This window comes from Xanthomonas sp. DAR 80977 (assembly GCF_041240605.1).
GTDB lineage: Bacteria > Pseudomonadota > Gammaproteobacteria > Xanthomonadales > Xanthomonadaceae > Xanthomonas_A > Xanthomonas_A bundabergensis.
In genome coordinates this window covers 4533304-4559823 of record NZ_CP162487.1, presented here as the reverse complement: position 1 = coordinate 4559823, position 26520 = coordinate 4533304, and the positions used below count along the sequence as shown (strand labels likewise).

Sequence of the window (26520 nt, the reverse complement as noted above, 5' to 3'; positions counted from 1 at the left end):
GGACACCGCAATGCGCCACATCGAACTCACGGTCCAGGGCATGACCTGCGGCGGCTGCTCGGCGCGGCTGCAACGGGTGCTGGAAGCCAGCGCCGGGGTCGCCGCGGCCGAGGTGGTGCTGGAGGGCGGGCGCGTCGGCGTCGACTACGACGAGGCCCGCACCGACGCGGCGGCGATCGCGCGCGCGATCGGCGAGGCCGGCTTCGGCGTCGTGGCGCGCTGAGCGGCGCCGCGGCCCTGCCGCCCGGCGCAGCCGCAGCCAGGTGAACGTCGCCACGCCGCGCCGCCCCGGGGCAGCGGCGGGGCGCGGGGCGGGCGTGTATCGTGGACGCGATTTTTCCGCCCTGCGCACCGCCATGACCCCTCGCGATTGGGTGGCCAACGCCATCCAGAAGATCGAAGCCGATTTCAACCGCTCGGCCGACACCCACCTGATTCCGCTGGACCTGCCCGGTTTCCCCGGCATCGACCTGTACTTCAAGGACGAGTCCAGCCATCCCACCGGCAGCCTCAAGCACCGCCTGGCGCGCTCGCTGTTCCTGTACGCGCTGGCCAACGGCTGGCTGCGCGAGGGGCGGCCGGTGATCGAGGCTTCGAGCGGCTCCACCGCGGTGTCCGAAGCCTATTTCGCGCGCTTGCTGGGCCTGCCGTTCATCGCGGTGATGCCGGCGGCGACCTCGCCGGAGAAGATCGCCGCGATCGAGTTCCAGGGCGGGCGCTGCCACCTGGTCGAACGCGCCTGCGACCTGCATGCCGATTCGGTGCAACTGGCGCGCGAGACCGGCGGTCATTTCATGGACCAGTTCCTGTACGCCGAGCGCGCCACCGACTGGCGCGCCAACAACAACATCGCCGAGTCGATCTTCCGGCAGATGCAGGAAGAGCCGCACCCGGTACCGGAATGGATCGTGTGCAGTCCCGGCACCGGCGGCACCGCCGCCACGCTCGGCCGCTATGTGCGCTACCGCCGCCACGCCACCGCCATCCTGTGCGCGGATCCTGAGGTGTCGGTGTTCTTCGACGGTTACCGCGAGGCGCTGGCCGGGCGCGACTATGCCGGCCTGGCCAGCACCGGCGGTTCGCGCATCGAGGGCATCGGCCGGCCGCGGGTGGAATCGAGCTTCATTCCCAGCTGCGTCGATGCGATGGTCAAGGTGCCCGATGCGCTGAGCCTGGCGGCGATGCGCTACGTCAGCGCGCGCCTGGGCCGGCGCGTGGGCGGGTCCACCGGCACCAACTTCGTCGGCGTGCTGCACGCGGCCACGCGCATGCGCGCGCAGGGCCGCAGCGGTTCCATCGTCACCATCCTGTGCGACAGCGGCGAGCGCTACGGACACAGCTACTACCGGCCGGACTGGTACCGCGAGCACGACATCGACGTGGCGCAGGCCGACGCGCAGCTGGCCGCGGCGGTGGCCGGCGCCGGACTGCCGCCGCTGGCTTGTGCCGCGCTGGCCTGACCGCCATATCCCGACCATGGCCGGCGCCGCCGGCCCTTCCCCCGCTACCGAGACTGCCGCGATGACCAACCCCCTGCTCGATTTTTCCGGCCTGCCGCGCTTCGATGCGATCCAGCCCGAGCACATCGGCCCGGCGATCGACACGCTGCTGGCCGCCGCCGAGGCCGCGGTCGCGCAGGCCGAACAGGTCGCACCGGTGAGCTGGGACAGCTTCGTGGTGCCACTGGACGACGCCACCGAGCGCCTGTGGCGCGCCTGGGGCCAGGTCAACCACCTGCAGGGCGTGGTCAACACCCCGGCACTGCGCGAGGCCTACAACGCCAACCTGCCCAAGGTGACGCGCTTCTCCAGCGCGCTGGGGCAGAACCTGGCGCTGTTCGCGCAATACCGCGCGCTGGCCGCCGCGCCCGAGGCCGCCGGCTACGACGCCGCGCGGCGCAAGGTGCTGGACAACGCGCTGCGCGATTTCCGCCTGGGCGGCGCCGAACTCGGCGATGCCGACAAGCAGCGCTTCGCCGCGATCCAGGAGGAACTGTCGGCGCTGTCGGCGAAGTTCTCGCAGAACGTGCTCGACGCCACCGATGCGTGGTCGCTGCGGATCGACGACAGTGCGCGCCTGGCCGGCCTGCCCGACGACGTGATCGCCGCCGCGCGCGCGGCCGCGGACAAGGACGGCCAGGCCGGCTGGAAGCTGACCCTGCAGATGCCGTGCTACCTGCCGGTGCAGATGTACGCCGACGACCGCGCGCTGCGCGAGACCCTGTACCGCGCCAACGCGATCCGCGCCTCGGAGTTCGGCGAGCCGGCGCTGGACAACAGCGCGGCGATCGGGCGTATCCTGGCGCTGCGCGCCGAACTGGCCGGCCTGCTCGGCTTCGCCAGCTACGCCGAGTATTCGCTGGCGACCAAGATGGCGCAAAGCCCCGACGAGGTGCTGGGTTTCCTGCGCGACCTGGCCGCGCGCGCCAAGCCGTACGCGCAGCGCGACCGCGCCGAGCTGGAGGCGTACGCGCGCGAGCACCTGGGCCTGGACGACTTGCAGGCCTGGGACCTGGCCTACGCCAGCGAAAAGCTCAAGCAGGCGCGCTACAGCTTCTCCGAGCAGGAAGTGAAGCTGTATTTCACCGAGCCGAAGGTGCTGGACGGCCTGTTCGGCGTCATCGGCGACCTGTACGGCCTGCAGGTGCAGGCGGACAGCGCGCCGCTGTGGCATCCGGACGTGCGCTTCTTCCGCGTCAGCGATGCGCATGGCCGCCTGGTCGGGCAGTTCTACCTCGACCTGTACGCCCGCGAGGGCAAGCGCGGCGGCGCCTGGATGGACGATTGCCGCAATCGCCGCGACCGCGCCGACGGCGTGCAGACGCCGCTGGTGTACCTGGTGTGCAACTTCGGCCGCGGCAGCGACGGCAAGCCGGCCACCTTCACCCACAACGAAGTCACCACCCTGTTCCACGAGATGGGCCACGGCCTGCACCAGCTGCTGACCCAGGTCGGCGAACTCGGCGTGGCCGGCATCAACGGCGTGGAATGGGACGCGGTGGAGCTGCCCAGCCAGTTCATGGAGAACTTCTGCTGGGAATGGCCGCGGCTGCAGGCGATGACCGCGCACGTGGACAGCGGGCAGCCGCTGCCGCGCGCGCTGTTCGACAAGATGCTGGCGGCGAAGAACTACCAGAGCGGCATGTTCACCGTGCGCCAGCTGGAATTCGCGCTGTTCGACATGCAACTGCACCACGCCTTCGATGCCGCCGGCGACAGCATGCTGCAGCTGCTCGAACGCGTGCGCGACGAGGTCGCGGTGAACCGGCCGCCGGCATGGAACCGCTTCCCGCATCAGTTCAGCCATATCTTCGCCGGCGGCTACGGCGCCGGCTACTACAGCTACAAGTGGGCCGAGGTGCTCAGCGCCGACGCCTACGCCGCGTTCGAGGAAGCGCCGGACCAGTTGGCGGCCACCGGCGCGCGTTTCCTGCAGGAGATCCTGGCGCGCGGCGGTAGCCGCCCGGCGCTGGAGAACTTCACCGCCTTCCGCGGCCGCGCGCCGGAACTGGAGGCCTTGTTGCGGCACAGCGGCATGGCCGGCTGATTCGCGCGCGCCGCGTCGCAACCCATGCGGCGTGGCGAGGCACGAGCAGGCGGCGATAGCGCGCACATCCGCGTGTTGCGCGCCGCAATCCGACGGCGCGCGCTTGCGCACGCATACGGCGGCGCAATCGCTCCGTCTCTGGTGGCATCGGCTTCTTGCGTTTCTTCCTGCCGCGCATGTGCCCAGACACGGCCTGGCCCGATCGGGTTAACAGGCCCTTAGCGCATCGGCGTGCTAGAACATCGCCGAACGCGATGGCTCGCACGAGCCCAGGGAAGAAACGCCGGCCACAGGGCCGGCCAGGCACAGGAGGTTCGGCATGAAACGAGGCATCTGGATGGCGCCGCTACTGCTGGCGGCCGCCGCACCGGTGATGGCGCAGAGTGGCAGCGGCTTCGCCCGCAGCGGCGCCAATCTGCGCGCCGGCCCGGCCAACGAATATCCGCGCGTGGCGACGGTGGTGAGCGGCGACAGCCTCACCGTCTACGGTTGCATCAACGACTTTTCGTGGTGCGACGTGCGCTGGCGCGAGGCGCGCGGATGGCTGCCGGCCGGCGTGGTCGAGTTCGACGCGCGCGATGGCGCCATCGCGCCGGTCATCGGGTTCGCCGTCGATCCCTATTGGGACGCGCACTACCGCGGCCGGCCCTGGGCCCGCGACCGCGCACGCTGGCGGCAGCAACCGCAGGCGTCGCCATCCGCGCCGGCGCCGGTGCCCGAGGCGCTCAAGCGCCAGCTGATCCCGCCACGCATCGCCGAGACCCGCGGCTACCAGCCGGCGCAGCCTGCGGTGGAGGCGCCGGTGCAGTCGCAATGGATTCCGCCGGGCGAGCGCATGTACCAGGCGCCGCCGCCGGATGCGCTCAACCCCAAGCGCAACAAGGAACTGGCGGAGCAGCAGCGGCGCGACGAGGAGGATCGCCGCTGGCGCGAATCCACGCACCAGTCGAGCGCGTCCCCGCCGCCATCGACGTCCGCCTCGTCGTGGTGGCCACCGAAGCCGGAGACGGTGGTGCAGGCGGCGCAGCACACGCCGCCGCCGGCACCGCCACCGAAGCCTGCTTCGCCACCGCCACCGCCACCATCCGCGCCGCCGCCCAAAAAGGAACGGACCAAGGACGAGGACGAGAAGAAGCGCCGCGACGACAGGCAACTGGAGCGCTGACGTTGCCGGCGGCCAGCGGCAGGACGCCCCTGCCGCTGCCGTGCCCAGGCCCGATCAGGGCTTGCCGAACACCAGCGCGGCGTTGGTGCCGCCGAAGCCGAAGCTGTTGGACATCACCGTGCGCAGCGTCGCCTCACGGCTCTCGCGCACGATCGGGAAACCCTCGGCGCGCGGATCCAGCGCGTCGATGTTGGCCGAGCCGGCGATGAAGCCGTCGCGCATCATCAGCAGGCAATAGATCGCCTCGTGCACGCTGGCCGCGCCCAGCGAATGCCCGGACAGCGCCTTGGTCGAGGACAGCGGCGGCACCGCGTCGCCGAATACCTCGCGCACCGCGCCCAGCTCGGTGACGTCGCCCAGCGGGGTCGAGGTGCCGTGCGTGTTGAGGTAGTCGATCGGCGCGTCCACGCCCTGCATCGCCATGCGCATGCAGCGCACCGCGCCTTCGCCGGACGGTGCGACCATGTCGGCGCCGTCGGAGGTCACGCCGTAGCCGAGCAGCTCGGCATGGATGCGCGCGCCGCGTGCCACCGCGCGTTCGTAGTCCTCCAGCACCAGCATGCCGCCGCCGCCGGCGATGACGAAGCCGTCGCGCTCGGCGTCGTACGGACGCGAGGCCAGCGCCGGGCGATCGTTGAAGCCGCTGGACAGCGCGCCCATCGCATCGAACATCAGGCTCATGGTCCAGTCCAGCTCCTCGCCGCCGCCGGCGAACATCACGTCCTGCTGGCCGTGGCGGATCAGGTCCGCCGCCGCGCCGATGCAGTGCGCCGAGGTCGCGCAGGCGGCCGACAGCGAATAGCTGACGCCCTTGATCTTGAACGCGGTGGCCAGGCTGGCCGAGACCGCCGAACACATCGTGCGCGGCACCATGTACGGGCCGACCTTGCGCACGCCGCGGTTGCGCAGCAGGTCCGCCGCTTCCACCTGCCAGTGGCTGGAGCCGCCGCCGGAACCGGCGATCAGGCCGGTGCGCACGTCGCTGACCACGGCCTCGTCCAGGCCCGCATCGGCGATCGCATCGCGCAGCGCCAGGTACGCATACGCCGACGCATCGCCCATGAAGCGCTTGAGCTTGCGGTCGATCAGCGCCTCCAGGTCCAGCTGCACGTCGCCGCCGACCTGGCTGCGCAGGCCGTGTTCGGCGGCTTCGGCGTTGAAGCGGATGCCCGGGCGGCTGTCGCGCAGCGCGCGCGAGACCGTGTCCAGGTCGTTGCCCAGGCACGAGGTGATGCCCATGCCGGTGATCGCGACGCGGCGCATCAGAACGCCTCCGTCGAGGTGAACAGGCCCACGCGCAAGTCCCTGGCGTGGTAGATCTCGCGGCCGTCCACGGACATGCGGCCGTCGGCCACCGCCATCACCAGCTTGCGGTTGATCACCCGGCTGATGTCGATCTCGTAGACCACCTGCCTGGCGCTCGGCAGTACCTGTCCGGTGAACTTCACTTCGCCCACGCCCAGCGCACGGCCGCGGCCGGGCGCGCCGATCCAGGTCAGGAAGAAGCCGGTCAACTGCCACATCGCATCCAGGCCCAGGCAGCCGGGCATCACCGGATCGCCGATGAAATGGCAGCCGAAGAACCACAGGTCCGGGCGCACATCGAGCTCGGCGCGGATCACGCCCTTGCCGTGGGCGCCGCCGCTGTCGTCGACGTGGGTGATGCGGTCGAACATCAGCATCGGATCGTTGGGCAGGCGTCCGGCCTCGGCGCCGAACAGTTCGCCGCGCGCGCTGGCGAGGAGTTGTTCGCGTGAATACGAAGTGAGGCGGCTCATGAGCAGAAATTCCCAGGGCAGACAGTCGAGGCGCGCAAGCGTGCACGACGCCTGCGCTTTCAATCAAACGTTTTATCCGTACGCACGCGTAGCGTAGACACTGCTGCAGTGCGGCGCGCTGAGCCGGATCAAGGCATGCATTCTCGGCGCATGCGCAGGCCTGGCTTATCATGCCGCTACCGTTCGCTGGCGTAGGGTGCAGGGCAGATGCGCAAGATCATTCACGTCGACATGGATGCGTTCTACGCGTCCGTGGAGCAGCGTGACGATCCCGCATTGCGCGGCAAGCCGGTGGTGGTGGCGTGGCGCGGCATGCGCTCGGTGGTCTGCGCCGCGTCCTACGAGGCGCGCGTGTTCGGCATCCGCTCGGCGATGCCGGCGTTGCGCGCCGAGCGGCTGTGTCCGGACGCGATCTTCGTGCCGCCGGATTTCGCGCGCTACAAGGCGGTGTCGCGGCAGGTGCGCGAGATCTTCCAGCGCCACACCGACCTGATCGAGCCGCTGTCGCTGGACGAGGCCTATCTCGACGTCACCGCGCCCAAGGGCGAACTCGCCACCGCCACCGAGATCGCGCAGGCCATCCGCGCGCAGATCCGCGAGGAAACCCAGCTGACCGCATCGGCCGGCATCGCGCCCAACAAGTTCCTGGCCAAGATCGCCTCGGACTGGCGCAAGCCCGATGGCCAGTTCGTGATCCGCCCGCACCAGGTGGAGGCGTTCCTGACGCCGCTGCCGGTCAGCAAGGTGCACGGCGTGGGCAAGGTGATGCAGGCCAAGCTGGCGGCGCTGGGCATCGTCACCGTCGGCGACCTGCGCGCGCACGGCGAGGCCGAACTGGAAGCGCGCTTCGGCAGTTTCGGCTTGCGCCTGTACCAGCGTGCGCGCGGCATCGACGAGCGCCCGGTGGAAGCGGACCAGCAGGTGCAGTCGATTTCTTCCGAGGACACCTTCGCCGAAGACCTGGCGCTGGACGCGCTGGAGCCGGCGATCCGGCTGCTGGCGGAAAAGACCTGGAACGCCACCCGCCGCACCGAGCGCGTCGCGCGCACCGTGGTGCTGAAGCTGAAGACCGCGCAGTTCCGCATCCTGACCCGCAGCTTCACCCCCGAGCAGCCGCCGGATTCGCTGCAGGCGTTGACCGATATCGCGCTGGCCTTGCGCCAGCGCGTCGACCTGCCCGCGTCCACGCGTTACCGCCTGGTCGGCGTCGGCCTGGCCGGCTTCCACGAACCCGAGCCGGTGCAGACGCAGGGGCGGCTGTTCCGCTGAGCCGCGCAGCGGCACGGGCGCCGGTGTCCGCCGCCGCGCGCCGATCGCCGGTTTGGCGCCGGCGCATTGCGCCTGCCTGCTCGGCGCCAGCGCATTGCGCCGGCTCAGGGCCAGCGCATCTCGCCCTTGGCCACCTTCGCGCTGAGCTGCAGCGCCTCCACGCCGCCCAGCTGCGGATAGCGCCGCTGCATCGCCGCGACCAGCGCGGCCGCGTCCTTCGCCCTGGCGGTTTCTTGGTCGAAGGCGCGGATGTAGTCGGCGGTGAAGCGCACCGCGGCCAGGTCCTGCGCCGCGCCGGGCGCGAAGTGGCCGGGAATCACCCGCTGCGGCTGCAGTGCCTGGATCCGTTGCAGCGTGGCCAGCCATTGCGCATGCGATGCCGGGGTCTGCGTGTCGGCCATCCACACGTGTTCGCCGGCCACGACCGGGATCCCGCCGAGGACGGTGCTGACCGAGGGAATCCACACGAAGGTGCGATCCGGGCTCGCGCCGTCCAGGCCGACGATCTGCAGTTCGCGGCCTTCCAGCAGCAGGCGGTCGCCGCGCAGCGGCTGCGGCAGCACGATGCGCTGCGGCGCCTCGGCGCCGAGCTTGGGCGCCCACACCTGCAGCTTCTGCGCCTGGGTCTGGCGGATATGCGCCACGGTCGCGGGGCTGGCCAGCACCTTGGCCTGCGGAAACGCCTGGGTGAGCACGTCCAGGCCGAAGTAGTAGTCCGGATCGCCGTGGCTGATGTAGATCGTGGTCAGGCGCTTGCCGGAGGCGCGGATCCGCGCGACCAGTGCGCGCGCATCGGCAGCGGAGAACTGCGCATCGACCAGCACCGCGTCCCTGGCGCCGCTGACCAGCACCGAGGCGACGCCGAAGATCGCGTTCGCGTCCGGATGGTAGACCTGCACCTGCAGCGGCGCGGCCGCCGGCGGCGTCGCGGTGCCGGCCGGGGCGGCCTGGGCCGGGGCGCCGGTGGTGGCATGCGCCGCGCCGGCGCCGGTGATGCCGAGGGCAAGGATCAGCGCCGCGCCGAGGCGCGACAACGCAAAGGAAGGCATGCGGAACTCCATCGTGGAAGGCGACGCCCTGCATCGGCATGGCGTGCGGCAATCGGGCCGCGACCGTGTGCGGCCGCGGCGCGGTCGGGCGGCTGCGTGGGCGGCCATGGCAGACCCGCCGCAGCGCGCCCGGGGTTGCGACTCAGTACGCGGCGGTGGCGATCTGGCGCAGGTACTGCGGGCGCTCGATCTCGTCGACGAACGCGCTGGCGTAGTCGGCGTAGCTGATCGCGCTGTGGCCCTGCGCATCGCTGAGCAGTGCGGTGGCCTGGGTGCGCGCGCCGCCGCGCGCCGCGCCGGGGCCGATCTCGGCGGCCGGTGCGAAGAAGGTCCAGTCCAGGTCGGCGGCGGCCTGCAAGTGCTGCAGGGAGGCGCGGTGCGCCAGCGCGTAGGGCTTGTAGGCGTCGGGGAAGTTCGGCGTGTCCACCAGCTGCACGCCCGGCGCCACTTCCAGGCTGCCGGCGCCGCCGACCACCAGCAGGCGCTGCACGCCGGCGTCGCGGGCGACGTCGATCAGGGTCTGGGCCACGGCCGGGATCGTGTCGGCGGCCGCGGCACTGGGGCCGTAGGCGCTGGCCAGCACGTCGTGGCCACGGACCGCGGCGGCGAGCGCGGCGGCGTCGTCCAGCGTGGCGACCACGATCTTGGCGCCGTCCAGTTCCGGCGGCAGCGGCTGCGTGCGGCGGACCAGGGCGGTGACCGCATGGCCGCGGCGCAGGGCTTCGTGGGCGATGTGGCGGCCGATATTGCCGGTGGCGCCGATCAGGGCGATGTTCATCGGGGTGCTCCAGGGATGGATGGGATGGGCACAGCCTAGTCCTGGCCATTAGCGCGATAAACCGCGTATAAGTCGATTATTTGTTGCATGGAACAGGCAAATGGACCGTCTGACCGCGATCGCCGTGTTCGTCGAGGTCGCCGAGCGCGGCAGCCTCACCGCGGCCGCCGAGGCGCTGGACCTGTCGCGGGCGATGGTGTCGCGCCACCTGGCCGAGCTGGAGCGCTGGCTGGGCGCGCGCCTGCTGCACCGGACCACGCGGCGGGTGACCCTGACCGGCGCCGGCGAGACCGCGCTGGCGCGGTTCCGGCCGATGCTGGCGATCGGCGCGTCGCTGCGCGAGGAACTGGCCAGCGACGACCCGGAGCCGCACGGACAGCTGCGCGTTACCGCCTCGGCCTCGTTCGGCCAGGCGCATCTGGCCGCGGCCGCGGCCGAGTTCGTCGCCCGCCATCCGCAGGCGCGGGTGGACATGCTGCTGGCCGACCGCACGGTCAACCTGGTCGAGGAGCGCATCGACCTGGCGGTGCGCATTTCCCATCGCGTGGATCCGGGGTTGATCGCGCGGCGGCTGAGCGTGTGCCGCTCGGTGCTGTGCGCCGCGCCCGCCTACCTGCAGCGGCACGGCGCGCCGCGGACCGCCGCCGACCTGGCCGCGCACAACTGCCTGGGCCATCACTACGTGGGCAAGCACGCGTGGCCGCTGCGCCACCGCGGCGAACGGGTCTCGGTGCCGGTGAGCGGCAATTTCACCGCCAACGAAGCCACCGTGCTGCTGGAGGCGGTGCGGATCGGCGCCGGCATCGCGATGCTGCCCACCTACCAGGCCGCGGCGCTGCTGCGCAGCGGCGAACTGCAACGAGTCCTGCCCGACCACGAGCTCGACAGCATGGACATCTTCGGCGTGTATGCGTCGCGCCGGCAGCAACCGGCGATCGTGCGCGTGTTCCTGGATTTCCTGGTCGCGCGCTTCGGCGAGGTGCCGTACTGGGATCGCGACTGACGCGGCGCCTACAATGCACGCCGGTCTTCGCACGTAGGAACGAGATGACGTTTCCGTATGCCGTGGTGGTGTTCGACCTGGATGGCACGCTGGTGGACAGCGGCGCCGATATCGCCGAAGCGCTCAATCGCACCCTGGCCGACTTCGGCCTGGCGCGCGTGCCCGAGGCCACCGTGCTCGGCTGGATCGGCGAGGGCGTGCGCAAGCTGGTCGAGACCGGGTGGCGGCATGCGCACGACGCCACCCCGATCGACGCGGTGATGCCGACCTTCATGCGCCACTACGCCGAATGCCTGCTGCGCAGCCCGCGCCTGTACCCGGGCGTGGCCGAGGCGCTGGCGCAGCTGCACGCGCGTGGCGTGACCCTGGCGCTGTGCACCAACAAGCCGTCGGCGTTCGTGTTGCCGCTGCTGCGCCATCTCGGCGTGGCCGACGCGTTCGCCGCGCTGCTCGGCGGCGACAGCCTGCCCGAGCGCAAGCCCAGCCCGTTGCCGCTGCTGCACCTGGCGCAGCGTTTCGCGCAGCCGCCGGCGCGTTGCCTGATGGTCGGCGATTCCGGCACCGACCTGCAGGCCGCGCACGCCGCCGGCATGCCGGCGGCCTTGGTGCGCTACGGCTATCCGCGCGACCTGGACCTGGCCACGGCCGACGTGGTGCTGCTGATGGACGACATGCGCGAGTTGCTGGCGCTGGGGTGAGGCGGGCTGCCAATCGCGCTCAGGGGTCCGTTTCGCCGCCTGCAACGTAACCGCAGCGGCGTGGCCGCGTTGGCCGGCGCCGACCCGGCGGTCGTCGCCTCAGTCATCACGGATCTGCCGCGACCTCCTGATCCGCAGACGGAGAAGACGCCGCTCTCATGCCTCATAGGTCACAGCGTAGGCCGCGTTGGTTCGTTCGATGCGTGCGAAGCCGAGTTCGCCGAAGTGCATGCCGGCGATCAGGAGCCGCTCCGTGCTGACCAGATCCAACAGCCGCGACCGCGTCGCGACTGCAAGCACCGGATCATGGTCGAAGACGATCGATACCTCCGGGTGCGGCACCTGGATCTGCGGGAAATGCACGATGTCGCCCCAGACCAGCAGGCTGCGATCGCCGGCGTCGAGACGATAGCCCGTGTGCCCGGCTGTGTGCCCTGGCAGCGACAGGGCGGCGATGCCAGGAAACACCTCGCCTGCATCGAAGATGCGCAGCCTGTCGCGATAGCCGTCGAACACCTGGCGCGCGAGCAGGAAATTGCCGCGGGCGCGCGCGGCAGCGCGGCCCATGTTGCCGTCGTCCTGCCAGAACGCGATCTCCCGACGGTGCACGACAAGTTCGGCATTCGGGAAGGCGACGTCTCCCGATGCGCCGATCAGTCCCCCGACATGATCGGGATGGGCATGGGTCAGCAGGACCGCATCGATCTGTGCGGGGCGCAGGCCTGCCAGCGACAGGTTGCGCAGCAGCCGACCGCCCCATTGCTTGAAGCCGCCGGCACCGGCATCGATCAGGATCGTGCGGCCGCGACCACGCACCACGTAACAGTTGATATGGACTGCGGAAGCGTCTTCCGCCCGCCCATCGTTCTGCATCTGCAGGGCGTCGGCCGGCTCCACGTTCATGAGCGCGTCCAGGCCGACGCTGAGATAGCCGTCGCTGATGGCGGTGATCGTGAAATCGCCGATCCGCTGGCTCGGGAACAGTGCTGTCGTCATCGCGTTTCTCCGGGGCGCCAATCAGTTGCGGGCGTGAATGCACTGCGCCGCGTAGCCGAAACAACGGATGCGGGCCTGGCAGCCGGTCGCTCGCCGGATGGCGTCATCGAGCCCTTCCATGAACTGCGCCATGACCGTTGGGGTGCGCGTCGCGGCGAGCCGGTAGCGGACGTCCGCGAAGATGGGGTGGCCGCGACCATGCAGGACCGGGACGTAGATGACATGCATGTTCTCCGCAGCGGCGAGAAGCAGGCCCGTGCAGAGGTCGGTGCAGTGGCCGGTCAGGTTCGCGAGCGCTGTGTCCGACGGCATCGCGTGCGCCGGAATGAAGAGGGTGACGTTCGGCATCGTGATCCTAGCCTGCCGTGGCGCAGGCGTTGCCGCGTGCCGCCGTCAACTGCGCCGTCATCGGGGCATAGACGTGGATGTCCGCCGGCAACCGATCTATCGCGGGCAAGTGGCTGCGGTCGAGTGTCGCCAGCCAGCGGCGTTCCGGACATTTCTCCAGTTCCACCGCACGCATGGCGCATGGATTCAGTCCCAGCCCGATCAGCGGCTCGGGGCCGGTGGCACTCGACAACAGCACTTCGTGGCTGCCCACGGCGGGAGCCCGATCGAGGCCGGCGTAGAGGTTGCGGTGCCAGTCGCCGATGTGCCGCTGCCAGCGTGCGAAGTTGCCACCGCCCTTCCGGCGATAGTCCTCGCCGGTCAGGATGTGCAGGCCATCGATCGCGTGCACTGCCAGATAGGTGGGGTAGCCGCGGCGCAAGGCCTTGAAGCGTTGTGAACTGTGGAAGCCCTCCACCGAGATGAGCGCCGGCAGCTTGTCCAGGCTGTAGAAGTCGTTCCATTCCGCTTCGCTGGCGGGATCGGCGAAGCTGCATTCCACCGTGTAGATCATTGCGTCGGCCTTGCCTTTCGTTGATGTCCGCTCATGGTAGGCCGGCGGTTTCAGCGCGAATATCGATATTCGATCACTCTTCAGTGACTCGATGTCATGGTGGACGGGTCGAATGCCGTATCACCGCCTTGGAGCCGTACATGCGCCGCAAGATTCCCAGCCACTCCGCGCTCATGGCATTCGAGGCGGCTGCCCGGCATGCCAGCTTCGCGCGTGCGGCCGAGGAACTTGCCTTGACCGAAGGAGCGATCAGCCGCCAGATCGGCCGGCTGGAAGATTTTCTGGGCGTCACCTTGTTCGCCCGGATCGGCAACCGGGTCAGGCTCTTGCCGAACGGCGAGCGTTATGCGGCACAGGTGCGCGAGACGCTCGACCGGCTGGAACGCGACAGCCAGTACCTGATGGGCCAGCGCAGCGACGGGGCCAGTCTCGACATCGCCGTGCTCCCGACCTTCGCCACACGCTGGCTCATTCCCCGCCTGAAACACTTCCAGACACGCTACCCGAACATCACCGTGCATCTGGCCGAGCGCATGCAACCTTTCGTCCTGGCCGGCAGCGGTTTCGATGCGGCCATCCATTTCGAGCATCCGGCCTGGACGGGGATGCGCACGCATCGGTTGTGGCAGGAGGTGCTGGTGCCGGTCTGCCATCCGGCGCTGCTCGCCGGGAAAGACGTTGCGACGGCGCTTGACGCGTTGCCACGCCTGCATCGCCGCCAGAACCCGGACGCCTGGCAACGCTATGCGCAGGAAGCCGGAATTGGGCTGACGCATCCGGCGATCGGCGCCCGCTACGATCTCCACGCGATGTCGATCGAGGCGGCGCTGGCCGGTCTCGGTGTCGCGCTGGTACCGCGCCTCTATGTCGCGGCCGAGCTGGCCGCCGGGCGGCTCGTTGCGCCATGGCCCGACGGCACTTCGATCTCCAAGACCTTCTGTCTTGTGCTGCCGGAACCGATCCGGTTGAACGATGCGCCAATCCAGAGGCTGGCGGACTGGCTCATCGAGGAAGCGCGGGCGTCGTCCCCCATGCCCTGAAGGTTGTGCCTGGGCCATGCCGCGCGACGCACGGCGAAGCCCGTGGCGCGGCGTCAGGCGCGACGGATGTTGCCAGCGACGCCGATGGCGTCCGATCGCCGAACCCGCGCTGGGCGAGACACGTCGCGTCGCGCGCGCATGCCTGCGATGAATGCATGTGCAGCGGGCGACGCCGTCCGGCGCAGCCCGCTGCAGAGACTCAGCGCGCCGCCGGCGCGTAGCGCAGGGTCAGCGCGTACTCGCGGCCCGGCTGGTTGTACCAGTTGATGGTCTGGTAGTCGCGATCGAACACGTTGCTGGCCTTGGCCTGCAGCGTCCAGTCCGCCGTGAACGCGTATTCCACGCGCAGGTCCAGCGTGCCGTAGCCGGCCAGGCGCACGCTGTTGGCCGCGTCGTCGTAGCGGTGGCCGCTGCCGAACGCGGTCACGCCGAGCTTGACCGGGCCGAAGCCGCGGTCCACGTCCAGCCGCGCGGTGTTCTGCGCGCGCCGCGCCAGCCAGTTGTCGCGGTTGGCGCCGTCGCTGCGGTTGCGCGGATCGGTGTGGCTGAGCTGCGCCGACAGTTCCCAGCCGGCCAGCGCGGCGTAGCCGGTCAGCTCGGCGCCGCGGATCCGCGCTTCGTCCACGTTGACCGGCAGGAAGGTCGCGGCGTCGTAGGAGATCAGGTCGTCGACGCGGTTCTCGTACACGTTCAACGTCCAGTTCCAGGTGTCGGCGTACTGCGCCACGCCCAGGTTGCCGCTCTTGGACTTCTCCGGCTTCAGCTGCGGATTGCCGGAGAACGGGTAGTACAGGTCGTTGAAGGTCGGCGCCTTGAAGCCGGTGCCGATGCTGGCGGTGAGCTTGAAGCCGCCGTCCAGCGCCAGGCCCCAGCCGAGGCTGCCGGTGGTGTGCTGGCCGAACTGCTCGTTGTCGTCGCTGCGCACGCTGGCCTGCACTTGCTGCGCGCCGAAGCGGCCCTGGTATTCGGCGAACACGCCGGTGTTGTCGCGCTGGTCCACGTCGTAGGCGGTGGTGCCGGTGACTTCCTCGCGCTGCCAGTCGGCGCCGGCGCTGAGCAGCTGGCCTTCGGCCAAACCGAAATCGCCCTGCAGCGAGGCGCTGTCGCGGCGGCTGTCGAAGGTGCTGACGAAGCTGCGGGTGCTGCTGCCGGCGGCGTGGTAGTAGCTGTCGGCCTGGTCGGTGTTGCGCCCGACCTGCGCGGCCAGGTGCACGCGCTCGGACGGGGTCCAGTCGAGCTTGCCGCCGAACACCTGCTGGGTGTTGTCGGCCTCGTTGCCGGCGAACAGCGGATCGCCGTCGTACTCGTTGCGGCTGTCGATGTTCAGCGCCTGGCCTTCGATGCGCAGGGTGTCGCTCAGCGCATAGCCGCCGCGCGCGCTGAGCGAGGTGTTGCGGTAGCCGTCGCGGTCCGGCTCGTCGACGTAGCAGCCGGCGAACAGGGTGGCCGAGCCGTTGCAGGCGTTGATGCCGTCGGTCTTCTGGTAGCCGCCCTGCACCGACAGCCAGCCGCGCTCGCCGCGGTTGCTGAAGCCGGCGCTGGCCTCGCGCAGGCCGTTGCTGCCGGCGCCCAGGCTCAGGTTCTGCTGCAGGCCCTGGCCGCCGCGGCGGGTGAAGATCTGGATCACGCCGCCGATCGCATCGGAGCCATACAGGCTCGAGCGCGGGCCGCGCACGATCTCGATGCGCTCGATCTGGCTCAGCGGCAGGTCCTGGAACGCGGCCAGGCCGGCGCTGGCCGAGCCGATGCGCACGCCGTCCACCAGCACCAGCACGTGGTCCGATTCGCTGCCGCGCAGGCTCAGCGTGGTCAGCTTGCCCAGCCCGCCCTGGTTGGAGACGCCGATGCCGGCGCGGCCCTGCAGCAGCTGCGCCAGCGACGTGGCCTGGCTGCGTTCGATCTCGGCGCGGTCGATCACCTGCGCCGGGACCACGCTGTCCTCGACCGAGATCTGGGTGCGGGTGGCGGTGACCAGGACCTGGTCCAGGTCGGTGGCGGCATCGGCGGCGAGCGCCAGCGAGGGCAGGGACAGGGCGGACGCGATCGCGACCGAAAGCAGGCGGGACGACATGGGGCAACTCCGGCGCGCCGCGGCGCGCTGTGACGGCAAGGGAGTCGCGAACGGAAGGTGCAAGCGGACGGCGCCAGACGCGGCGCGGCACGCCGCGACGCCCTCCGCATCGCAACCAGTGGACTGCAAGGCCGGTCTCCGGGCTGGCGATCTGGGAGTCGGAACTCCCGGCTGCGACGCCTTCCCATGCCAGGCACAGTGGCGCAAGTCGTCAGCGCGGATCGCTTACCGTTGCGGGGGCAGCGCCGGCCTTGTCGCAAGACGCACCGGCTTCCCGTTTCAACCTGCAGGCCGGGGCCGGCAGGTCACCTTGAAGCGGCGCGATTGTACGCGATCGCCGCCGCTGCGCGCGGATCAGTCGGCGTCGCGCTCGCCGGCGTGGCCATCGTGGTCGCGTTCGAGGTCGTGCTCGGCGTCGTAGGCGTGTCCGCCGGACGCGTCGTGCGCGTAGTCCGCATAGGGCGTGTCGCTGCGGTCGCCGTCGCGGTCGAAGTGGGTGGTCGCCACCGGTCCGGCCACCGGCAGGCCGCGCTGCGCCGGCAGCTGCGCCGCCGCGGTTTCCAGCTCGCCGAGCAGCTGCGTGCGCCGCGCCTCGGGCAGTTCCTGCCAGTGGCAGCCGGTCAGCGCGCCTTCCAGCGAATACAGCAGGTTGAGGCTGGGCTTGAAGCCGGCGCGCTTGACCTTCAGGAACGCGCCCACCGCACCGGCGGCGACCAGGTCCTGCTGCGTGCGCAGGCCGACCTGACGCAGCCAGGCCGCGCTCTTGGGGCCGATGTTGCGCAGCTTTTCGGTACTCATCGCAGCGCGTCGACGAAGACCTGGGCGATCGCTTCCAGGCCGTGCTGGTCGTCGGCGTCGAAGCGCGCCAGGTCCGGGCTGTCCAGGTCGAACACGCCGATCAGGTCGCCGTCGCGCAGCAGCGGCACCACCAGTTCCGAGCGCGACGCCGCATCGCAGGCGATATGCCCGGGAAAGGCCTCGACATCGTCGATGCGCTGGGTCTGGCCGCTGCTGGCGGCGGCGCCGCACACGCCCTTGTGCAGGGGGATGCGCACGCACGCGGGCAGGCCCTGGAACGGCCCGACCACCAGTTCCTTGCCGTCGTACAGGTAGAAGCCGACCCAGTTCAGCCGCGGCAGCGCGTGGTACACCAGCGCCGCCAGGTTGGCGGCATTGGCGATGCGGTCGGGCTCGCCGCTGACCAGGGCGCGGGCCTGGGCGAGCAGCTGGGCGTACTGTTCCGGCTTGCTGCCGGTGAGCGAAGAGGAAGCGAACATCGCGCGAGTCTAGCAGCGGCCGATGGCGGCCTGTGCGCCAACGCAGTCGTCGCGATGGGCCGCGGCGGGCGCTGACGCGGCGCGCGGCGCCGGCTATCCTGCGCGACCGCGCCGCATGCGGCGGCCTCCAGGTTCGTGCAGCGATGAGCTTCCCCGCCTTCTACGTCACCGGCACCGATACCGGCATCGGCAAGACCGTCGCCAGCACCGCGCTGCTGCATGCGCTGCGCGCGCGCGGGCAGGCGGCGGTGGGCATGAAGCCGGTCGCCAGCGGCTGCGAGCGCAGCGCCGACGGCTGGCGCAACGAGGACGCGCTGGCGCTGCAGGCGGCGAGCATGCCGCGGCCGGACTACGCCGACCTCAATCCCTATGCCTTGCCGTTGCCGCTGGCGCCGGAACTGGCCGCGGCCGACGCCGGGGTGCGCCTGGAACTGGCGCCGATCGCCGCGGCCTTCGCGCGGCTGCGCGCGCAAGCCGATGTGGTGGTGGTGGAAGGCGTGGGCGGCTGGGCGGCGCCGCTGTCGGCGACGCTGGACCAGGCCGACCTGGCGCGCGCGCTGGCGCTGCCTGTGCTGCTGGTGGTCGGCCTGCGCCTGGGCTGCCTCAACCACGCCCGGCTCAGCGCCGCGGCGATCGCCGCCGACGGCCTGCGCTGCATCGGCTGGATCGGCAACGAGATCGATCCGCAGATGCAGCGCATCGACGCCAACATGCAGATGCTGCGGGAGCGGTTGCCGATGCCGTGCTGGGGACGCCTGCCGTACCGGCCGCAGCCGGATCCGGCTGCGCTGGCGGCGTCGCTGTCTCCGTGGCAGGGCGCGCAGACGGCGCAGGACTGATTCGGCGCCTGGCCAGAAGCGCGCGCACGAATCAACAGCGGCGGCTCTCGCGAGGGAGGGCTTCTTGCTTGCAGGAGGGGTTTCGGCCCCGCCCCACGCTGCGAAAACGTCGGTCCAAGGCCCGCGCAAGAAGCGCAGGAATGCCTGACGCTTGCGAAACTCCCGAATCCCGCCCGCACGTCGCCAGCCGCAGGCCAGCCATCCCGAATCCCGAATCCCAAATCCCAAATCCCGGCCATAAAAAAGACCCGGTAGAGGGAGGGATCTACCGGGTCTTGGCTGCACGGGGGGAGGGACCCGCGCGTACCACTGGTCAGTCGTGCGGCTGCGCCGCAGCGGACTTGTCTGGTCTTGCTTATTTGGTCTTGGCTTTCGGAGCGGCCTGGTCGGTGGCCGCCTCGAACTGGCTCTTGGCGAGCTGGCCGATGGCTTCGGAGGTCTTCAGGCCCAGGCCGAACACTTCCTGGTTGGCCGTGGCCAGACGCTCGAAATTGTCGCGGGCGACCTGCAGACCCTTCGGCCACAGCGACTGCACGCTGCCGAGGTCGCGCGCTTCGGTGAGCTCGCCGAGGAAGCCGGTGGTCGCAGTCACGTTCTTCTCGAAGGTCTTCAGCTGCACGCCGAACACGCTCTCGGCGCTTTCCAGCGCCAGGCGGTTGGCGCGCGAGGCGGCGGCGGCGAACTGCTGGGTGTAGCTGCTGAACTGATCGTTGAATTGAGCGGACATCATGCAACTCCAGGAGAATGCCGATTTGCTGTTGCAGTGCAACATACGCGCATTCTGCTGCAATGCAACAAAATTTTCTGAAGCCGCTCAGGTTTCGTTCAAACTGGCTTTCGGATCAATGGGTTGGAGCCGGGTTTCCGGGCTCCGATACGGCCTGGTGTCACGCCCTGCAGGCGCCGATTGCGCTCACCGCGGCGCCGCGCAAACGGGGTTGGTCACTCGAAATTCGCCAGGACCCGCCAAGCCGCCGTTGCGAATCCCCAATCCCCACTCCCGAATCCCCGCCTCAAGCGCCCGGACCGCGATACCGGCAGCCGGACGTGCAGGTCTCGTGCACCACGATCTCGCTCAGCAGCGGCAATGCCGGCTTGAGCCGCTCCCAGATCCACACCGCCAGGCGTTCGCTGGTCGGGTTCTCCAGCCCCTCGATGTCGTTGAGGTAGTGGTGGTCGAGCTGCTCGTAGATCGGCCCGAACGCGGCCTTGATGTCGCCGAAGTCCATGACCCAGCCGGTCTGCGCGCCGGGCTCGCCGCTGACGTGCAGTTCGACCCGGAACGAATGCCCATGCAGCCGCGCGCACTTGTGCCCGGGCGGGACGTTGGGCAGGCGGTGCGCCGCTTCGAGGGTGAAGACTTTGAAGATATCCATGCGCGGCATTGTAAAGCCAGGCCGGCCGGGCCATCGCCGCGCCGATATTGCCGCATGGTGTCGATGCATGTCACACGAAGACATATTCGTATGCAGTTATGTAATTTTCGTTAAGCCGGCGGCGATGGCCCACTGGTGCGCCCCACCCACGGACGTCCATGTGAAGCCGCACATGCCCCACCTGCTCGCCATGAGCCTTGCGAGCGTCCTGCTCGCCCCCGTCGCCGCTGCCCAGTCCCGCACCGACGACGCCACCGGAAAGACCCTGGCGACGGTCAGCGTGACCGGCTCCAACATCAAGCGCAGCGACAGCGAAGGGCCCAACCCGGTGCAGGTGATCGACCGCCAGCAACTGGAGCGGTCCGGCAAGCTCACCGTCGCCGACGCGCTGCGCTCGATCTCCGCCAACACCGGCAACGCCAGCAACGAGACCACCAACAACGGCTGGGCCTCCGGCTCGGCCGGCATCGGCCTGCGCGGCCTGTCGCAGAAGAACACGCTGGTGCTGCTCAATGGCCGGCGCCTGGCCAACTACGGTTTCCCGGCCAACGGCCTGGGCGACACCTTCGTCAACCTCAACGCCTTGCCGCTGGTGGCGGTGGAGCGCATCGAAGTGCTGAAGGACGGCGCGTCCGCGGTCTACGGCTCGGATGCGGTCGCCGGGGTGGTCAACATCATCACCCGCCAGGATTTCCAGGGCGCCGAGCTCGGCCTCAGCGGCGGCACCTCGGACCAGGGCGGGCTGGATACGCAGCGCGCCAAGTTCATCGGCGGCATCGGCGATCTGGACCGCGACGGCTACAACATCCTGTTCAGCGTCGACGCCTACAACCGCGACCGGCTGGACCAGGACCAGCGCGCGCTGACCCGCTCGGGCATCTACACCGATTCGCCGGGCGGCCGCTGGAACGGCTGGTCGGCCAAGGGCGCGCGCTATCTGGTCGGCGGGCGTTCGGTGCCGATGCTCGACGCCCAGGGCCAGTGCCCGGACGGCACGGTGCTGACCGCCAGCGCGCCGATCGACGGACTGGCCGGCGACACCTGCGCGTTCAACCAGGCGCCGTACACCACGCTGATTCCCTCGACCAAGCGCTACCAGGCCTACACCAACGCCACGTTCCGGCTCGGCGACACGCTCGAGGCGTTCGGCGAGGCGCTCTACAGCGAGGTCAAGGGCGTGTCGATCTTCGGCTCCAGCCCGTACTTCACCTTGGAAGGCGGGCGCTTCGCCCTGAACGCGAACACCGGGCTGGCCGAGCCGGTCTCCAACCTGCTGCCGGCCTCCAGCCCGTACAACCCCTACGGCGTGGCGGTGCCGATCGAATACACGTTCTTCGACCTCGGCGAGTCGATCAAGACCAACCGCTCGCAGTCCTACCGCTTCCTCGGCGGCGTGCGCGGTTCGCTCGCGCGCTGGGATTGGGAGGCGGCCGCGTTCGCCGCGCGCAGCAGCGAGCACGAGACCGTGTCCGGCGGCTTCGCCAATCGCTGGACCCTGGCCCAGGCGCTGGCCGACGGCAGCTACAACCTGCTCGATCCGGCGGCCACGCCGCAATCGGTGATCGATGCGATCAACCTCAGCACCTTGCGGCCGGCGCGGTCCAGCCTGCGCGGCGTCGATGCCAAGCTGTCCGGCACCCTGTTCGCGTTGCCGGCCGGCAGCGTCGGCTTCGCCGCCGGCGCCGAGTGGCGGCAGGAGGAACTGGTGTCGCGCAACCCGTGGCAGATCGACGCCGGCCTGCAGATCCGCCCGGCGATCGCCGAGGTCGATGGCAAACGCGAGGTGTCGGCGCTGTACGCCGAGGTCAACGTGCCGCTGCTGCCATCGCTGGAACTGCAACTGGCCGGGCGCGGCGACCACTACAGCGATTTCGGCGATGCGTTCTCGCCCAAGCTCAGCCTGCGCTGGCAGCCGCTGGATGCGCTGCTGGTGCGCGCGGCGGCCTCGCGCGGCTTCCGCGCGCCGTCGCTGTCGGAGAACGCGGCCAGCACCAACATCTCCTACGGTTCGGTGGTGGACCCGTACGATCCGGACGTGCCCGGCTCGCGGCAGAATCCGACCTTCTTCACCGTCGGCAACACCGACCTGGATCCGGAGCGCACGCGCAGCTACAACCTCGGCGTGGTGCTGTCGCCGTGGGCCGACACCAGCCTCAGCGTGGACTGGTACAAGATCGAACTGGAGCACCTGATCGGCACCGGCAACGTCGCCACCCTGGTGCAGAACAACGCTCCGGCCGATGTGGTCCGCGACGCGCGCGGCAAGCTGGTCGCGGTCTACAACCGCTACCAGAACCTGAGCGAGCTGAGCACCTCGGGCATCGACGTGGAACTGCGCCAGCGCTGGCGCAGCGCCGCGCTCGGCGAATTCGGCCTGAGCAGCGCCTACACCCATGTGCGCGACTACCGGCGGCCGACCGTGGTCGGCGGTCCGCTGGAAGACTACGCCGGCAGCAACCTCGGCCCGTCGCTGCCGCGCAACAAGGCGACCACCACGCTGGACTGGAGCCTGGGCGATGTCAGCGCGGCGCTGACCTGGTACTACAGCGGCGGCTACGCGCAGAAGGCCAGCGCGGCGGCCAGCGCGGTGCAGTCGCGGGTCGACCACTACGACCAGTTCGATCTGTACCTGGGCTACCGCGGCATCGACAGGCTCACCCTCTACGCCAAGATCGAGAACCTGGCCGACGAAAAGCCGCCGTACGACGCCTCCTTCCCCGGCATCCGCGCCCCCTACGACTTCACCCAGTACGACCTGCGCGGCCGCTATTTCACCGTCGGTTTCGATTACCGTTTCTGAGTTCGCCCATGCCACGTTCAAGGAGTGTCTTCATGTCGCACCGCCGCCGCAGTGCCGGGCTGGTCCTGGTCCTCGCCGTTTCCTCCGCGTTCGCGCAGCCGGCGCCGCTGCCCGGCTACGACGCCGCGGCCGCCGAGGCGCAACGCGCGCTGGAGGCGCGCTTCGATGCCGGGCTGCAGGACGCGGACTACCGCGGCTGGCTCAAGCAGTGGTCCTCGCGTCCCAACCAGGTCGGCGCCCCGCACAACCTGGAGAACGCCCGCGACCTGCAGGCGCGGTTGCGCAGCTACGGCTGGGACGCGCGGATCGAGCAGTACGAGGTGCTGTGGCCGTCGCCGAAGAGCGCGGAACTGCAACTGCTCGGCGCGCAGCCGTACGTGGCGCGGCTGAAGGAACCGCCGCTGCCCGGCGACAGCACCTCCACGCAGACCCAGGACGTGTTGCCGCCGTACGTGATCTACGGCGGCAACGGCGACGTCACCGCCGACCTGGTCTACGTCAACTACGGCATCGCCGAGGACTACGAGGCGCTGGCGCGCAACGGCGTGGACGTGCGCGGCAAGATCGTCATCGCCCGCTACGGCAAGGGCTGGCGCGGGCTCAAGCCGCGCCTGGCGCAGGAGCACGGTGCGATCGGCGCGATCATCTACTCCGATCCGCGCGACGACGGCTATTTCCAGGACCTGCCGTATCCGGACGGTCCGGCGCGCAACCAGTGGAGCGTGCAGCGCGGCTCGGTCGCCAACTTCGCGATCTATCCCGGCGATCCGCTGACCCCCGGCGTGGGCGCGACCGCCGGCGCCAAGCGCCTGCCGCTCGCGCAGGCGCTCAGCGTGCTGAAGATCCCGACCCTGCCGATCAGCTGGGGCGACGCGCAACCGCTGCTGGCGGCGCTGCGCGGCCCGGTGGCGCCGGAGGACTGGCGCGGCGCGTTGCCGATCACCTACCGCCTCGGCGGCGACGGCGCCGCGCAGGTGCACCTGAAGGTCGATGCCGACTGGAGCGGGCGCAAGACCCTGTACAACGTCATCGCCACGCTGCGCGGCAGCGAGTACCCCGACCAGTGGGTGGTGCGCGGCAACCATCGCGACGGCTGGGTGTTCGGCGCCGCCGATCCGCTGTCCGGCACCGCCGCGTTGCTGGCCGAAGCCAAGGCGATCGGCGAACTGGCGCGGCAGGGCCAGCGGCCCAAGCGCACCCTGGTCTACGCCAGCTGGGACGGCGAGGAAGCGGGGCTGCTCGGCTCCACCGAATGGGCCGAGCAACATGCCGACGAGTTGCGGCGCAAGGCGGTGCTGTACGTGAACACCGACGGCAACGGCCGCGGCTTCCTCAACGCCGGCGGCAGCCATGCGCTGCAGCGGCTGGTCAACGGCGTGGCCGCGGATCTGCGCGATCCGGACAGCGGGGTCAGCGTGCTCGAGCGGCAACGCGCCCGCGCGCGCCTGGATGCGCTGGCGCCGAGCGCCAAGCCGGCGCAGAAGGACATCGCCAAGAAGGCCGCGGCGGGCGAGGACCTGCCGCTCAAGGCGCTGGGCTCGGGCAGCGACTACAGCCCGTTCCTGCAGCATCTGGGCCTGGCCACGCTGGACCTGGGCTATGGCGGCCAGGGCGGCGGCAACGGCGTCTACCACTCGCTCTACGACTCCTACGACTACTTCGCGCGCTTCATCGATCCGGAGTTCCGCTATCTGCCGCTGCTGTCGCAGACGGTCGGCCGCACCGTGCTGCGCGTGGCCAACGCGCCGGTGCTGCCGCAGCGCTTCGGCGACTTCGCCGATGCGGTGGCCGGCTACGCCAAGGAACTCAAGCAGCAGGCCGACAGCGATCGCGAGGCCGCGCTGACCCAGGCCGCGCTGCTGCGCGACGGCGCCTACCGCGCGGCCGACAATCCGAATCGTCCGCTGCAGCCGCCGCCGCCCAAGCAGCCTGTGCCGCCGATCGATTTCGCCGCGCTGGACCAGGCCATCGCCCGCCTGCAATCCAGCAGCCAGCGCTACGACGCGGCGCTGGCCGCCCGTGGCGGCGCGCTGGATGCGGCGACGCGGCGCAAGCTCAACGCCTCGCTGCAGCGCATCGACCAGAGCCTGCTGGCCGAAGAAGGGCTGCCGGGGCGCGCGTGGTACCGCAACCTGGTCTACGCGCCGGGCCTGGCGACCGGCTACGAGGTCAAGACCCTGCCCGGCATCCGCGAAGCGCTGGAAGACCAGCGCTGGGACGACCTGCGCACCTACATCGTGCGCACCGCCGCGGTGCTGGACGCGTATCGCGCGCAGATCGAGCGCAATGCCGCGTTGATCGAGGGCTAGGCAGCCGCTCCGGCGCGATGGCGCGTGCGGCAGCGACTGCCGCGCGCGGTGCCGGGCCGGACGGCGTGCCGTGCACGCGAGGGTCGCGTGGCGCCAATGCGGCGCGCAAAAAAAAGCCGCCCCGAAGGGCGGCTGTTCGCTTGCAGCGCGCGATCCGCGTGCGCGGATCGCGCTGGCGGCCTCAGCGCGCGCCGGGCTGGCGATTGCCGCCGTTGGCCTGGCGGCGGCCCTGGCCACGCCCGCCGTTGGGCTGGGCGCCGGCCGGCTTGGTGCCGGCATGCGCGTGCGGACGCGGCGCATCGCCGTGCGGGCGGCGCGCATGGGTGCTCTTGCGCGGCGGACGCTGGCCGCCCGGACGCTCGTCGGCCGGGTTGTTGTTGCCCCAGCGGATCGGCGTGACCGGCTCGAAGCCCGGCACGTCGCGGATGTCCATGTCGCGCTTGAGCATGCGCGCGATCGCACGCAGCAGCTTGGCCTCGTCCTGCGCCACCAGCGACACCGCCTCGCCCTGCGAGCCGTTGCGGCCGGTGCGGCCGATGCGGTGCACGTAGTCCTCGGCGACCATCGGCAGGTCGTAGTTGATGACCTTCGGCAGCTGGTCGATGTCGATGCCGCGCGCGGCGATGTCGGTCGCCACCAGCACCGTGATGCGGCCGGCCTTGAAGTCGCTCAGCGCGCGCAGGCGCTGGCCCTGGCTCTTGTTGCCGTGGATCGCCGCGGTCTTCAGCCCGGACTTGTCCAGGAACATGGTCAGCTTGTCGGCGCCGTGCTTGGTGCGCGCGAACACCAGGGTCTGCATGCGCGAATCGGCGGCCAGCAGGTGCAGCAGCAGCTCGCGCTTGCGGGTGCCATCGACCGGGTGCACGCGGTGGGTGATGGTGTCGGCGACGGTGTTGCTCGGCGTGGCCTGGATTTCCTGCGGGTCGTGCATGAACTCGCGGGCCAGCTGCTTGATGCCTTCCTCGAAGGTGGCCGAGAACAGCAGGGTCTGCCGGTTCTGCTTGGGCAGCTTGGCCAGGATGCGCTTGATCGAGGGCAGGAAGCCCATGTCGAGCATGCGGTCGGCCTCGTCCAGCACCAGGATCTCGATGCCCGACAGGTCCACGCTGCGGCGCTCGAGGTGATCGAGCAGGCGGCCCGGGCAGGCGATCAGCAGGTCCACGCCGCGGCGCAGCGCGTCGAGCTGGTTGCCCATGCCGACGCCGCCGTAGATGGTGGTGCTGGGGATGCGCAGGTACTTGCTGTAGCCGCGCAGGCTGTCATGCACCTGGGTGGCCAGCTCGCGGGTCGGGGTCAGGATCAGCGCGCGCGGCTTGCGCGGACCGGGGCCGACCGGCTGCGGCGTGGTGCCCAAGTGTTGCAGCAGCGGCAGGCCGAACGCGGCGGTCTTGCCGGTGCCGGTCTGCGCGCCGGCCATCAGGTCGTGGCCGGCCAGCGCCAGCGGGATCGCCTGCAACTGGATCGGGGTGGGGGTTTCGTAGCCCTGCTCGGCCAACGCACGCAGCAGGAAGGGCGCCAGGCCCAGGGATTCGAACGACATCGAGGAAAGCTCCGGATAACGCGCCGTCGCCGGGACGTGCCGGCGTGCAGACGCAAGTGAGGTGAGGCTCGGAGCGTTCCCGTGA

Annotated in this window: 24 protein-coding genes and 1 riboswitch; of the genes, 11 read left to right on the top strand and 13 right to left on the bottom strand. The window is 70.3% G+C overall.

What is annotated here, in order from left to right; genetic code table 11:
- Nucleotides 1-10 precede the first annotated feature (10 nt).
- The 4 genes from AB3X10_RS19340 (at nt 11) to AB3X10_RS19325 (ending at nt 4711) form a co-directional block, all read left to right on the top strand.
- Complete coding sequence (locus AB3X10_RS19340; protein ID WP_369977035.1) at nt 11-223, top strand: heavy-metal-associated domain-containing protein; 213 nt, start codon at nt 11-13, stop codon at nt 221-223.
- A 133-nt stretch (nt 224-356) separates the two neighbouring features.
- Complete coding sequence (locus tag AB3X10_RS19335; protein ID WP_369977034.1) at nt 357-1460, top strand: PLP-dependent cysteine synthase family protein; 1104 nt, start codon at nt 357-359, stop codon at nt 1458-1460.
- A gap of 61 nt (nt 1461-1521) precedes the next feature.
- On the top strand, nt 1522-3546 hold the full coding sequence (locus AB3X10_RS19330; RefSeq protein WP_369977033.1) for a M3 family metallopeptidase: 2025 nt from the start codon (nt 1522-1524) through the stop codon (nt 3544-3546).
- A gap of 319 nt (nt 3547-3865) precedes the next feature.
- Nucleotides 3866-4711, top strand: coding sequence for an SH3 domain-containing protein (locus tag AB3X10_RS19325; protein ID WP_369977032.1), 846 nt, complete (start codon nt 3866-3868; stop codon nt 4709-4711).
- Nucleotides 4712-4765: 54 nt separating this feature from the next.
- Here the strand turns inward: AB3X10_RS19325 and fabB are convergent, their stop codons facing one another.
- Nucleotides 4766-5974: a beta-ketoacyl-ACP synthase I gene (gene fabB / locus AB3X10_RS19320; RefSeq protein ID WP_369977031.1), complete on the bottom strand. Its 1209-nt coding sequence runs from the start codon at nt 5972-5974 to the stop codon at nt 4766-4768.
- Nucleotides 5974-6489: a 3-hydroxyacyl-[acyl-carrier-protein] dehydratase FabA gene (gene fabA / locus AB3X10_RS19315; RefSeq protein ID WP_369977030.1), complete on the bottom strand. Its 516-nt coding sequence runs from the start codon at nt 6487-6489 to the stop codon at nt 5974-5976. Before fabA ends, fabB begins: the two co-directional genes overlap by 1 nt.
- Before the next feature lie 207 nt (nt 6490-6696).
- On the opposite strand from fabA, the gene dinB reads away from it, so the two are divergent.
- The gene (gene dinB, locus AB3X10_RS19310; RefSeq protein ID WP_369977029.1) at nt 6697-7758 is read left to right on the top strand and encodes a DNA polymerase IV; all 1062 of its coding nucleotides are present in this window, start codon (nt 6697-6699) and stop codon (nt 7756-7758) included.
- A gap of 104 nt (nt 7759-7862) precedes the next feature.
- Here dinB and AB3X10_RS19305 read toward each other — a convergent pair whose 3' ends face one another.
- Nucleotides 7863-8807: an MBL fold metallo-hydrolase gene (locus AB3X10_RS19305; protein ID WP_369977028.1), complete on the bottom strand. Its 945-nt coding sequence runs from the start codon at nt 8805-8807 to the stop codon at nt 7863-7865.
- A gap of 142 nt (nt 8808-8949) precedes the next feature.
- Nucleotides 8950-9585: an NAD(P)-dependent oxidoreductase gene (locus AB3X10_RS19300; RefSeq protein ID WP_369977027.1), complete on the bottom strand. Its 636-nt coding sequence runs from the start codon at nt 9583-9585 to the stop codon at nt 8950-8952.
- Between the two features lie 100 nt (nt 9586-9685).
- On the opposite strand from AB3X10_RS19300, the gene AB3X10_RS19295 reads away from it, so the two are divergent.
- The gene (locus AB3X10_RS19295) at nt 9686-10588 is read left to right on the top strand and encodes a LysR family transcriptional regulator (RefSeq protein ID WP_369977026.1); all 903 of its coding nucleotides are present in this window, start codon (nt 9686-9688) and stop codon (nt 10586-10588) included.
- 44 nt (nt 10589-10632) lie between these two features.
- The gene (gene gph, locus AB3X10_RS19290) at nt 10633-11286 is read left to right on the top strand and encodes a phosphoglycolate phosphatase (protein WP_369977025.1); all 654 of its coding nucleotides are present in this window, start codon (nt 10633-10635) and stop codon (nt 11284-11286) included.
- Between the two features lie 156 nt (nt 11287-11442).
- Here gph and AB3X10_RS19285 read toward each other — a convergent pair whose 3' ends face one another.
- The 3 genes from AB3X10_RS19285 to AB3X10_RS19275 are packed head-to-tail and all read right to left on the bottom strand — an operon-like array spanning nt 11443 to nt 13183.
- A complete protein-coding gene (locus AB3X10_RS19285; protein ID WP_369977024.1) occupies nt 11443-12282 on the bottom strand; it encodes an MBL fold metallo-hydrolase in 840 nt (279 codons plus the stop codon).
- A gap of 21 nt (nt 12283-12303) precedes the next feature.
- Nucleotides 12304-12630, bottom strand: a complete 327-nt coding sequence (locus AB3X10_RS19280) for a hypothetical protein (RefSeq protein WP_369977023.1) — start codon at nt 12628-12630, stop codon at nt 12304-12306.
- A gap of 7 nt (nt 12631-12637) precedes the next feature.
- The gene (locus AB3X10_RS19275; RefSeq protein WP_369977022.1) at nt 12638-13183 is read right to left on the bottom strand and encodes a hypothetical protein; all 546 of its coding nucleotides are present in this window, start codon (nt 13181-13183) and stop codon (nt 12638-12640) included.
- 140 nt (nt 13184-13323) lie between these two features.
- Between AB3X10_RS19275 and AB3X10_RS19270 the strand changes: the two genes are divergently transcribed.
- Entirely contained in the window at nt 13324-14223 is a 900-nt protein-coding gene (locus AB3X10_RS19270; protein WP_369977021.1) for a LysR substrate-binding domain-containing protein, read from the top strand.
- Nucleotides 14224-14422: 199 nt separating this feature from the next.
- Here AB3X10_RS19270 and btuB read toward each other — a convergent pair whose 3' ends face one another.
- The 3 genes from btuB to AB3X10_RS19255 all read right to left on the bottom strand — a co-directional run bounded on the left by btuB (nt 14423) and on the right by AB3X10_RS19255 (nt 17571).
- Nucleotides 14423-16294 (bottom strand): TonB-dependent vitamin B12 receptor, encoded by a 1872-nt coding sequence (btuB, locus tag AB3X10_RS19265; protein ID WP_369977020.1) that lies wholly within the window; start codon nt 16292-16294, stop codon nt 14423-14425.
- A 111-nt stretch (nt 16295-16405) separates the two neighbouring features.
- A riboswitch (cobalamin riboswitch) is annotated at nt 16406-16622 on the bottom strand.
- 26 nt (nt 16623-16648) lie between these two features.
- Nucleotides 16649-17092 carry a TfoX/Sxy family protein gene (locus tag AB3X10_RS19260; protein ID WP_369977019.1) on the bottom strand — a complete coding sequence of 148 codons (444 nt, stop codon included), beginning with the start codon at nt 17090-17092 and terminating at the stop codon, nt 16649-16651.
- Nucleotides 17089-17571 (bottom strand): GAF domain-containing protein, encoded by a 483-nt coding sequence (locus AB3X10_RS19255; RefSeq protein WP_369977018.1) that lies wholly within the window; start codon nt 17569-17571, stop codon nt 17089-17091. The genes AB3X10_RS19260 and AB3X10_RS19255 overlap by 4 nt, the downstream gene beginning before the upstream one ends.
- Nucleotides 17572-17714: 143 nt before the next feature.
- Here AB3X10_RS19255 and bioD point away from each other — a divergent pair, with 143 nt between their 5' ends.
- Complete coding sequence (bioD, locus tag AB3X10_RS19250; RefSeq protein ID WP_369977017.1) at nt 17715-18410, top strand: dethiobiotin synthase; 696 nt, start codon at nt 17715-17717, stop codon at nt 18408-18410.
- A 355-nt stretch (nt 18411-18765) separates the two neighbouring features.
- On the opposite strand, the gene AB3X10_RS19245 is transcribed toward bioD, so the two are convergent.
- Together AB3X10_RS19245 and queD are read right to left on the bottom strand one after the other, a co-directional pair.
- The gene (locus AB3X10_RS19245; protein ID WP_369977016.1) at nt 18766-19137 is read right to left on the bottom strand and encodes a phasin family protein; all 372 of its coding nucleotides are present in this window, start codon (nt 19135-19137) and stop codon (nt 18766-18768) included.
- Between the two features lie 286 nt (nt 19138-19423).
- Nucleotides 19424-19786: a 6-carboxytetrahydropterin synthase QueD gene (gene queD / locus AB3X10_RS19240; protein ID WP_369977015.1), complete on the bottom strand. Its 363-nt coding sequence runs from the start codon at nt 19784-19786 to the stop codon at nt 19424-19426.
- Between the two features lie 172 nt (nt 19787-19958).
- Between queD and AB3X10_RS19235 the strand changes: the two genes are divergently transcribed.
- Together AB3X10_RS19235 and AB3X10_RS19230 are read left to right on the top strand one after the other, a co-directional pair.
- Nucleotides 19959-22586 carry a TonB-dependent receptor plug domain-containing protein gene (locus tag AB3X10_RS19235; protein ID WP_369977014.1) on the top strand — a complete coding sequence of 876 codons (2628 nt, stop codon included), beginning with the start codon at nt 19959-19961 and terminating at the stop codon, nt 22584-22586.
- Between the two features lie 32 nt (nt 22587-22618).
- Entirely contained in the window at nt 22619-24895 is a 2277-nt protein-coding gene (locus AB3X10_RS19230) for a transferrin receptor-like dimerization domain-containing protein (RefSeq protein WP_369977013.1), read from the top strand.
- A gap of 181 nt (nt 24896-25076) precedes the next feature.
- Here the strand turns inward: AB3X10_RS19230 and AB3X10_RS19225 are convergent, their stop codons facing one another.
- Nucleotides 25077-26435, bottom strand: a complete 1359-nt coding sequence (locus tag AB3X10_RS19225; protein ID WP_369977012.1) for a DEAD/DEAH box helicase — start codon at nt 26433-26435, stop codon at nt 25077-25079.
- Between the last annotated feature and the right edge of the window lie 85 nt (nt 26436-26520).

Bases quoted from the DNA above. Each gene is read 5' to 3' on its own strand.
- bioD (WP_369977017.1), top strand. From the start codon at position 17,715: ATGAGCTTCCCCGCCTTCTACGTCACCGGCACCGATACCGGCATCGGC.
- AB3X10_RS19235 (WP_369977014.1), top strand. From the start codon at position 19,959: ATGCCCCACCTGCTCGCCATGAGCCTTGCGAGCGTCCTGCTCGCCCCC.
- AB3X10_RS19295 (WP_369977026.1), top strand. From the start codon at position 9,686: ATGGACCGTCTGACCGCGATCGCCGTGTTCGTCGAGGTCGCCGAGCGC.
- gph (WP_369977025.1), top strand. From the start codon at position 10,633: ATGACGTTTCCGTATGCCGTGGTGGTGTTCGACCTGGATGGCACGCTG.
- AB3X10_RS19260 (WP_369977019.1), bottom strand. From the start codon at position 17,092: ATGAGTACCGAAAAGCTGCGCAACATCGGCCCCAAGAGCGCGGCCTGG.
- fabA (WP_369977030.1), bottom strand. From the start codon at position 6,489: ATGAGCCGCCTCACTTCGTATTCACGCGAACAACTCCTCGCCAGCGCG.
- AB3X10_RS19340 (WP_369977035.1), top strand. From the start codon at position 11: ATGCGCCACATCGAACTCACGGTCCAGGGCATGACCTGCGGCGGCTGC.
- AB3X10_RS19305 (WP_369977028.1), bottom strand. From the start codon at position 8,807: ATGCCTTCCTTTGCGTTGTCGCGCCTCGGCGCGGCGCTGATCCTTGCC.
- AB3X10_RS19280 (WP_369977023.1), bottom strand. From the start codon at position 12,630: ATGCCGAACGTCACCCTCTTCATTCCGGCGCACGCGATGCCGTCGGAC.
- fabB (WP_369977031.1), bottom strand. From the start codon at position 5,974: ATGCGCCGCGTCGCGATCACCGGCATGGGCATCACCTCGTGCCTGGGC.
- AB3X10_RS19230 (WP_369977013.1), top strand. From the start codon at position 22,619: ATGTCGCACCGCCGCCGCAGTGCCGGGCTGGTCCTGGTCCTCGCCGTT.
- AB3X10_RS19245 (WP_369977016.1), bottom strand. From the start codon at position 19,137: ATGTCCGCTCAATTCAACGATCAGTTCAGCAGCTACACCCAGCAGTTC.
- btuB (WP_369977020.1), bottom strand. From the start codon at position 16,294: ATGTCGTCCCGCCTGCTTTCGGTCGCGATCGCGTCCGCCCTGTCCCTG.
- AB3X10_RS19255 (WP_369977018.1), bottom strand. From the start codon at position 17,571: ATGTTCGCTTCCTCTTCGCTCACCGGCAGCAAGCCGGAACAGTACGCC.
- AB3X10_RS19325 (WP_369977032.1), top strand. From the start codon at position 3,866: ATGAAACGAGGCATCTGGATGGCGCCGCTACTGCTGGCGGCCGCCGCA.
- AB3X10_RS19225 (WP_369977012.1), bottom strand. From the start codon at position 26,435: ATGTCGTTCGAATCCCTGGGCCTGGCGCCCTTCCTGCTGCGTGCGTTG.
- AB3X10_RS19275 (WP_369977022.1), bottom strand. From the start codon at position 13,183: ATGATCTACACGGTGGAATGCAGCTTCGCCGATCCCGCCAGCGAAGCG.
- AB3X10_RS19285 (WP_369977024.1), bottom strand. From the start codon at position 12,282: ATGACGACAGCACTGTTCCCGAGCCAGCGGATCGGCGATTTCACGATC.
- queD (WP_369977015.1), bottom strand. From the start codon at position 19,786: ATGGATATCTTCAAAGTCTTCACCCTCGAAGCGGCGCACCGCCTGCCC.
- AB3X10_RS19330 (WP_369977033.1), top strand. From the start codon at position 1,522: ATGACCAACCCCCTGCTCGATTTTTCCGGCCTGCCGCGCTTCGATGCG.
- AB3X10_RS19300 (WP_369977027.1), bottom strand. From the start codon at position 9,585: ATGAACATCGCCCTGATCGGCGCCACCGGCAATATCGGCCGCCACATC.
- AB3X10_RS19270 (WP_369977021.1), top strand. From the start codon at position 13,324: ATGCGCCGCAAGATTCCCAGCCACTCCGCGCTCATGGCATTCGAGGCG.
- dinB (WP_369977029.1), top strand. From the start codon at position 6,697: ATGCGCAAGATCATTCACGTCGACATGGATGCGTTCTACGCGTCCGTG.
- AB3X10_RS19335 (WP_369977034.1), top strand. From the start codon at position 357: ATGACCCCTCGCGATTGGGTGGCCAACGCCATCCAGAAGATCGAAGCC.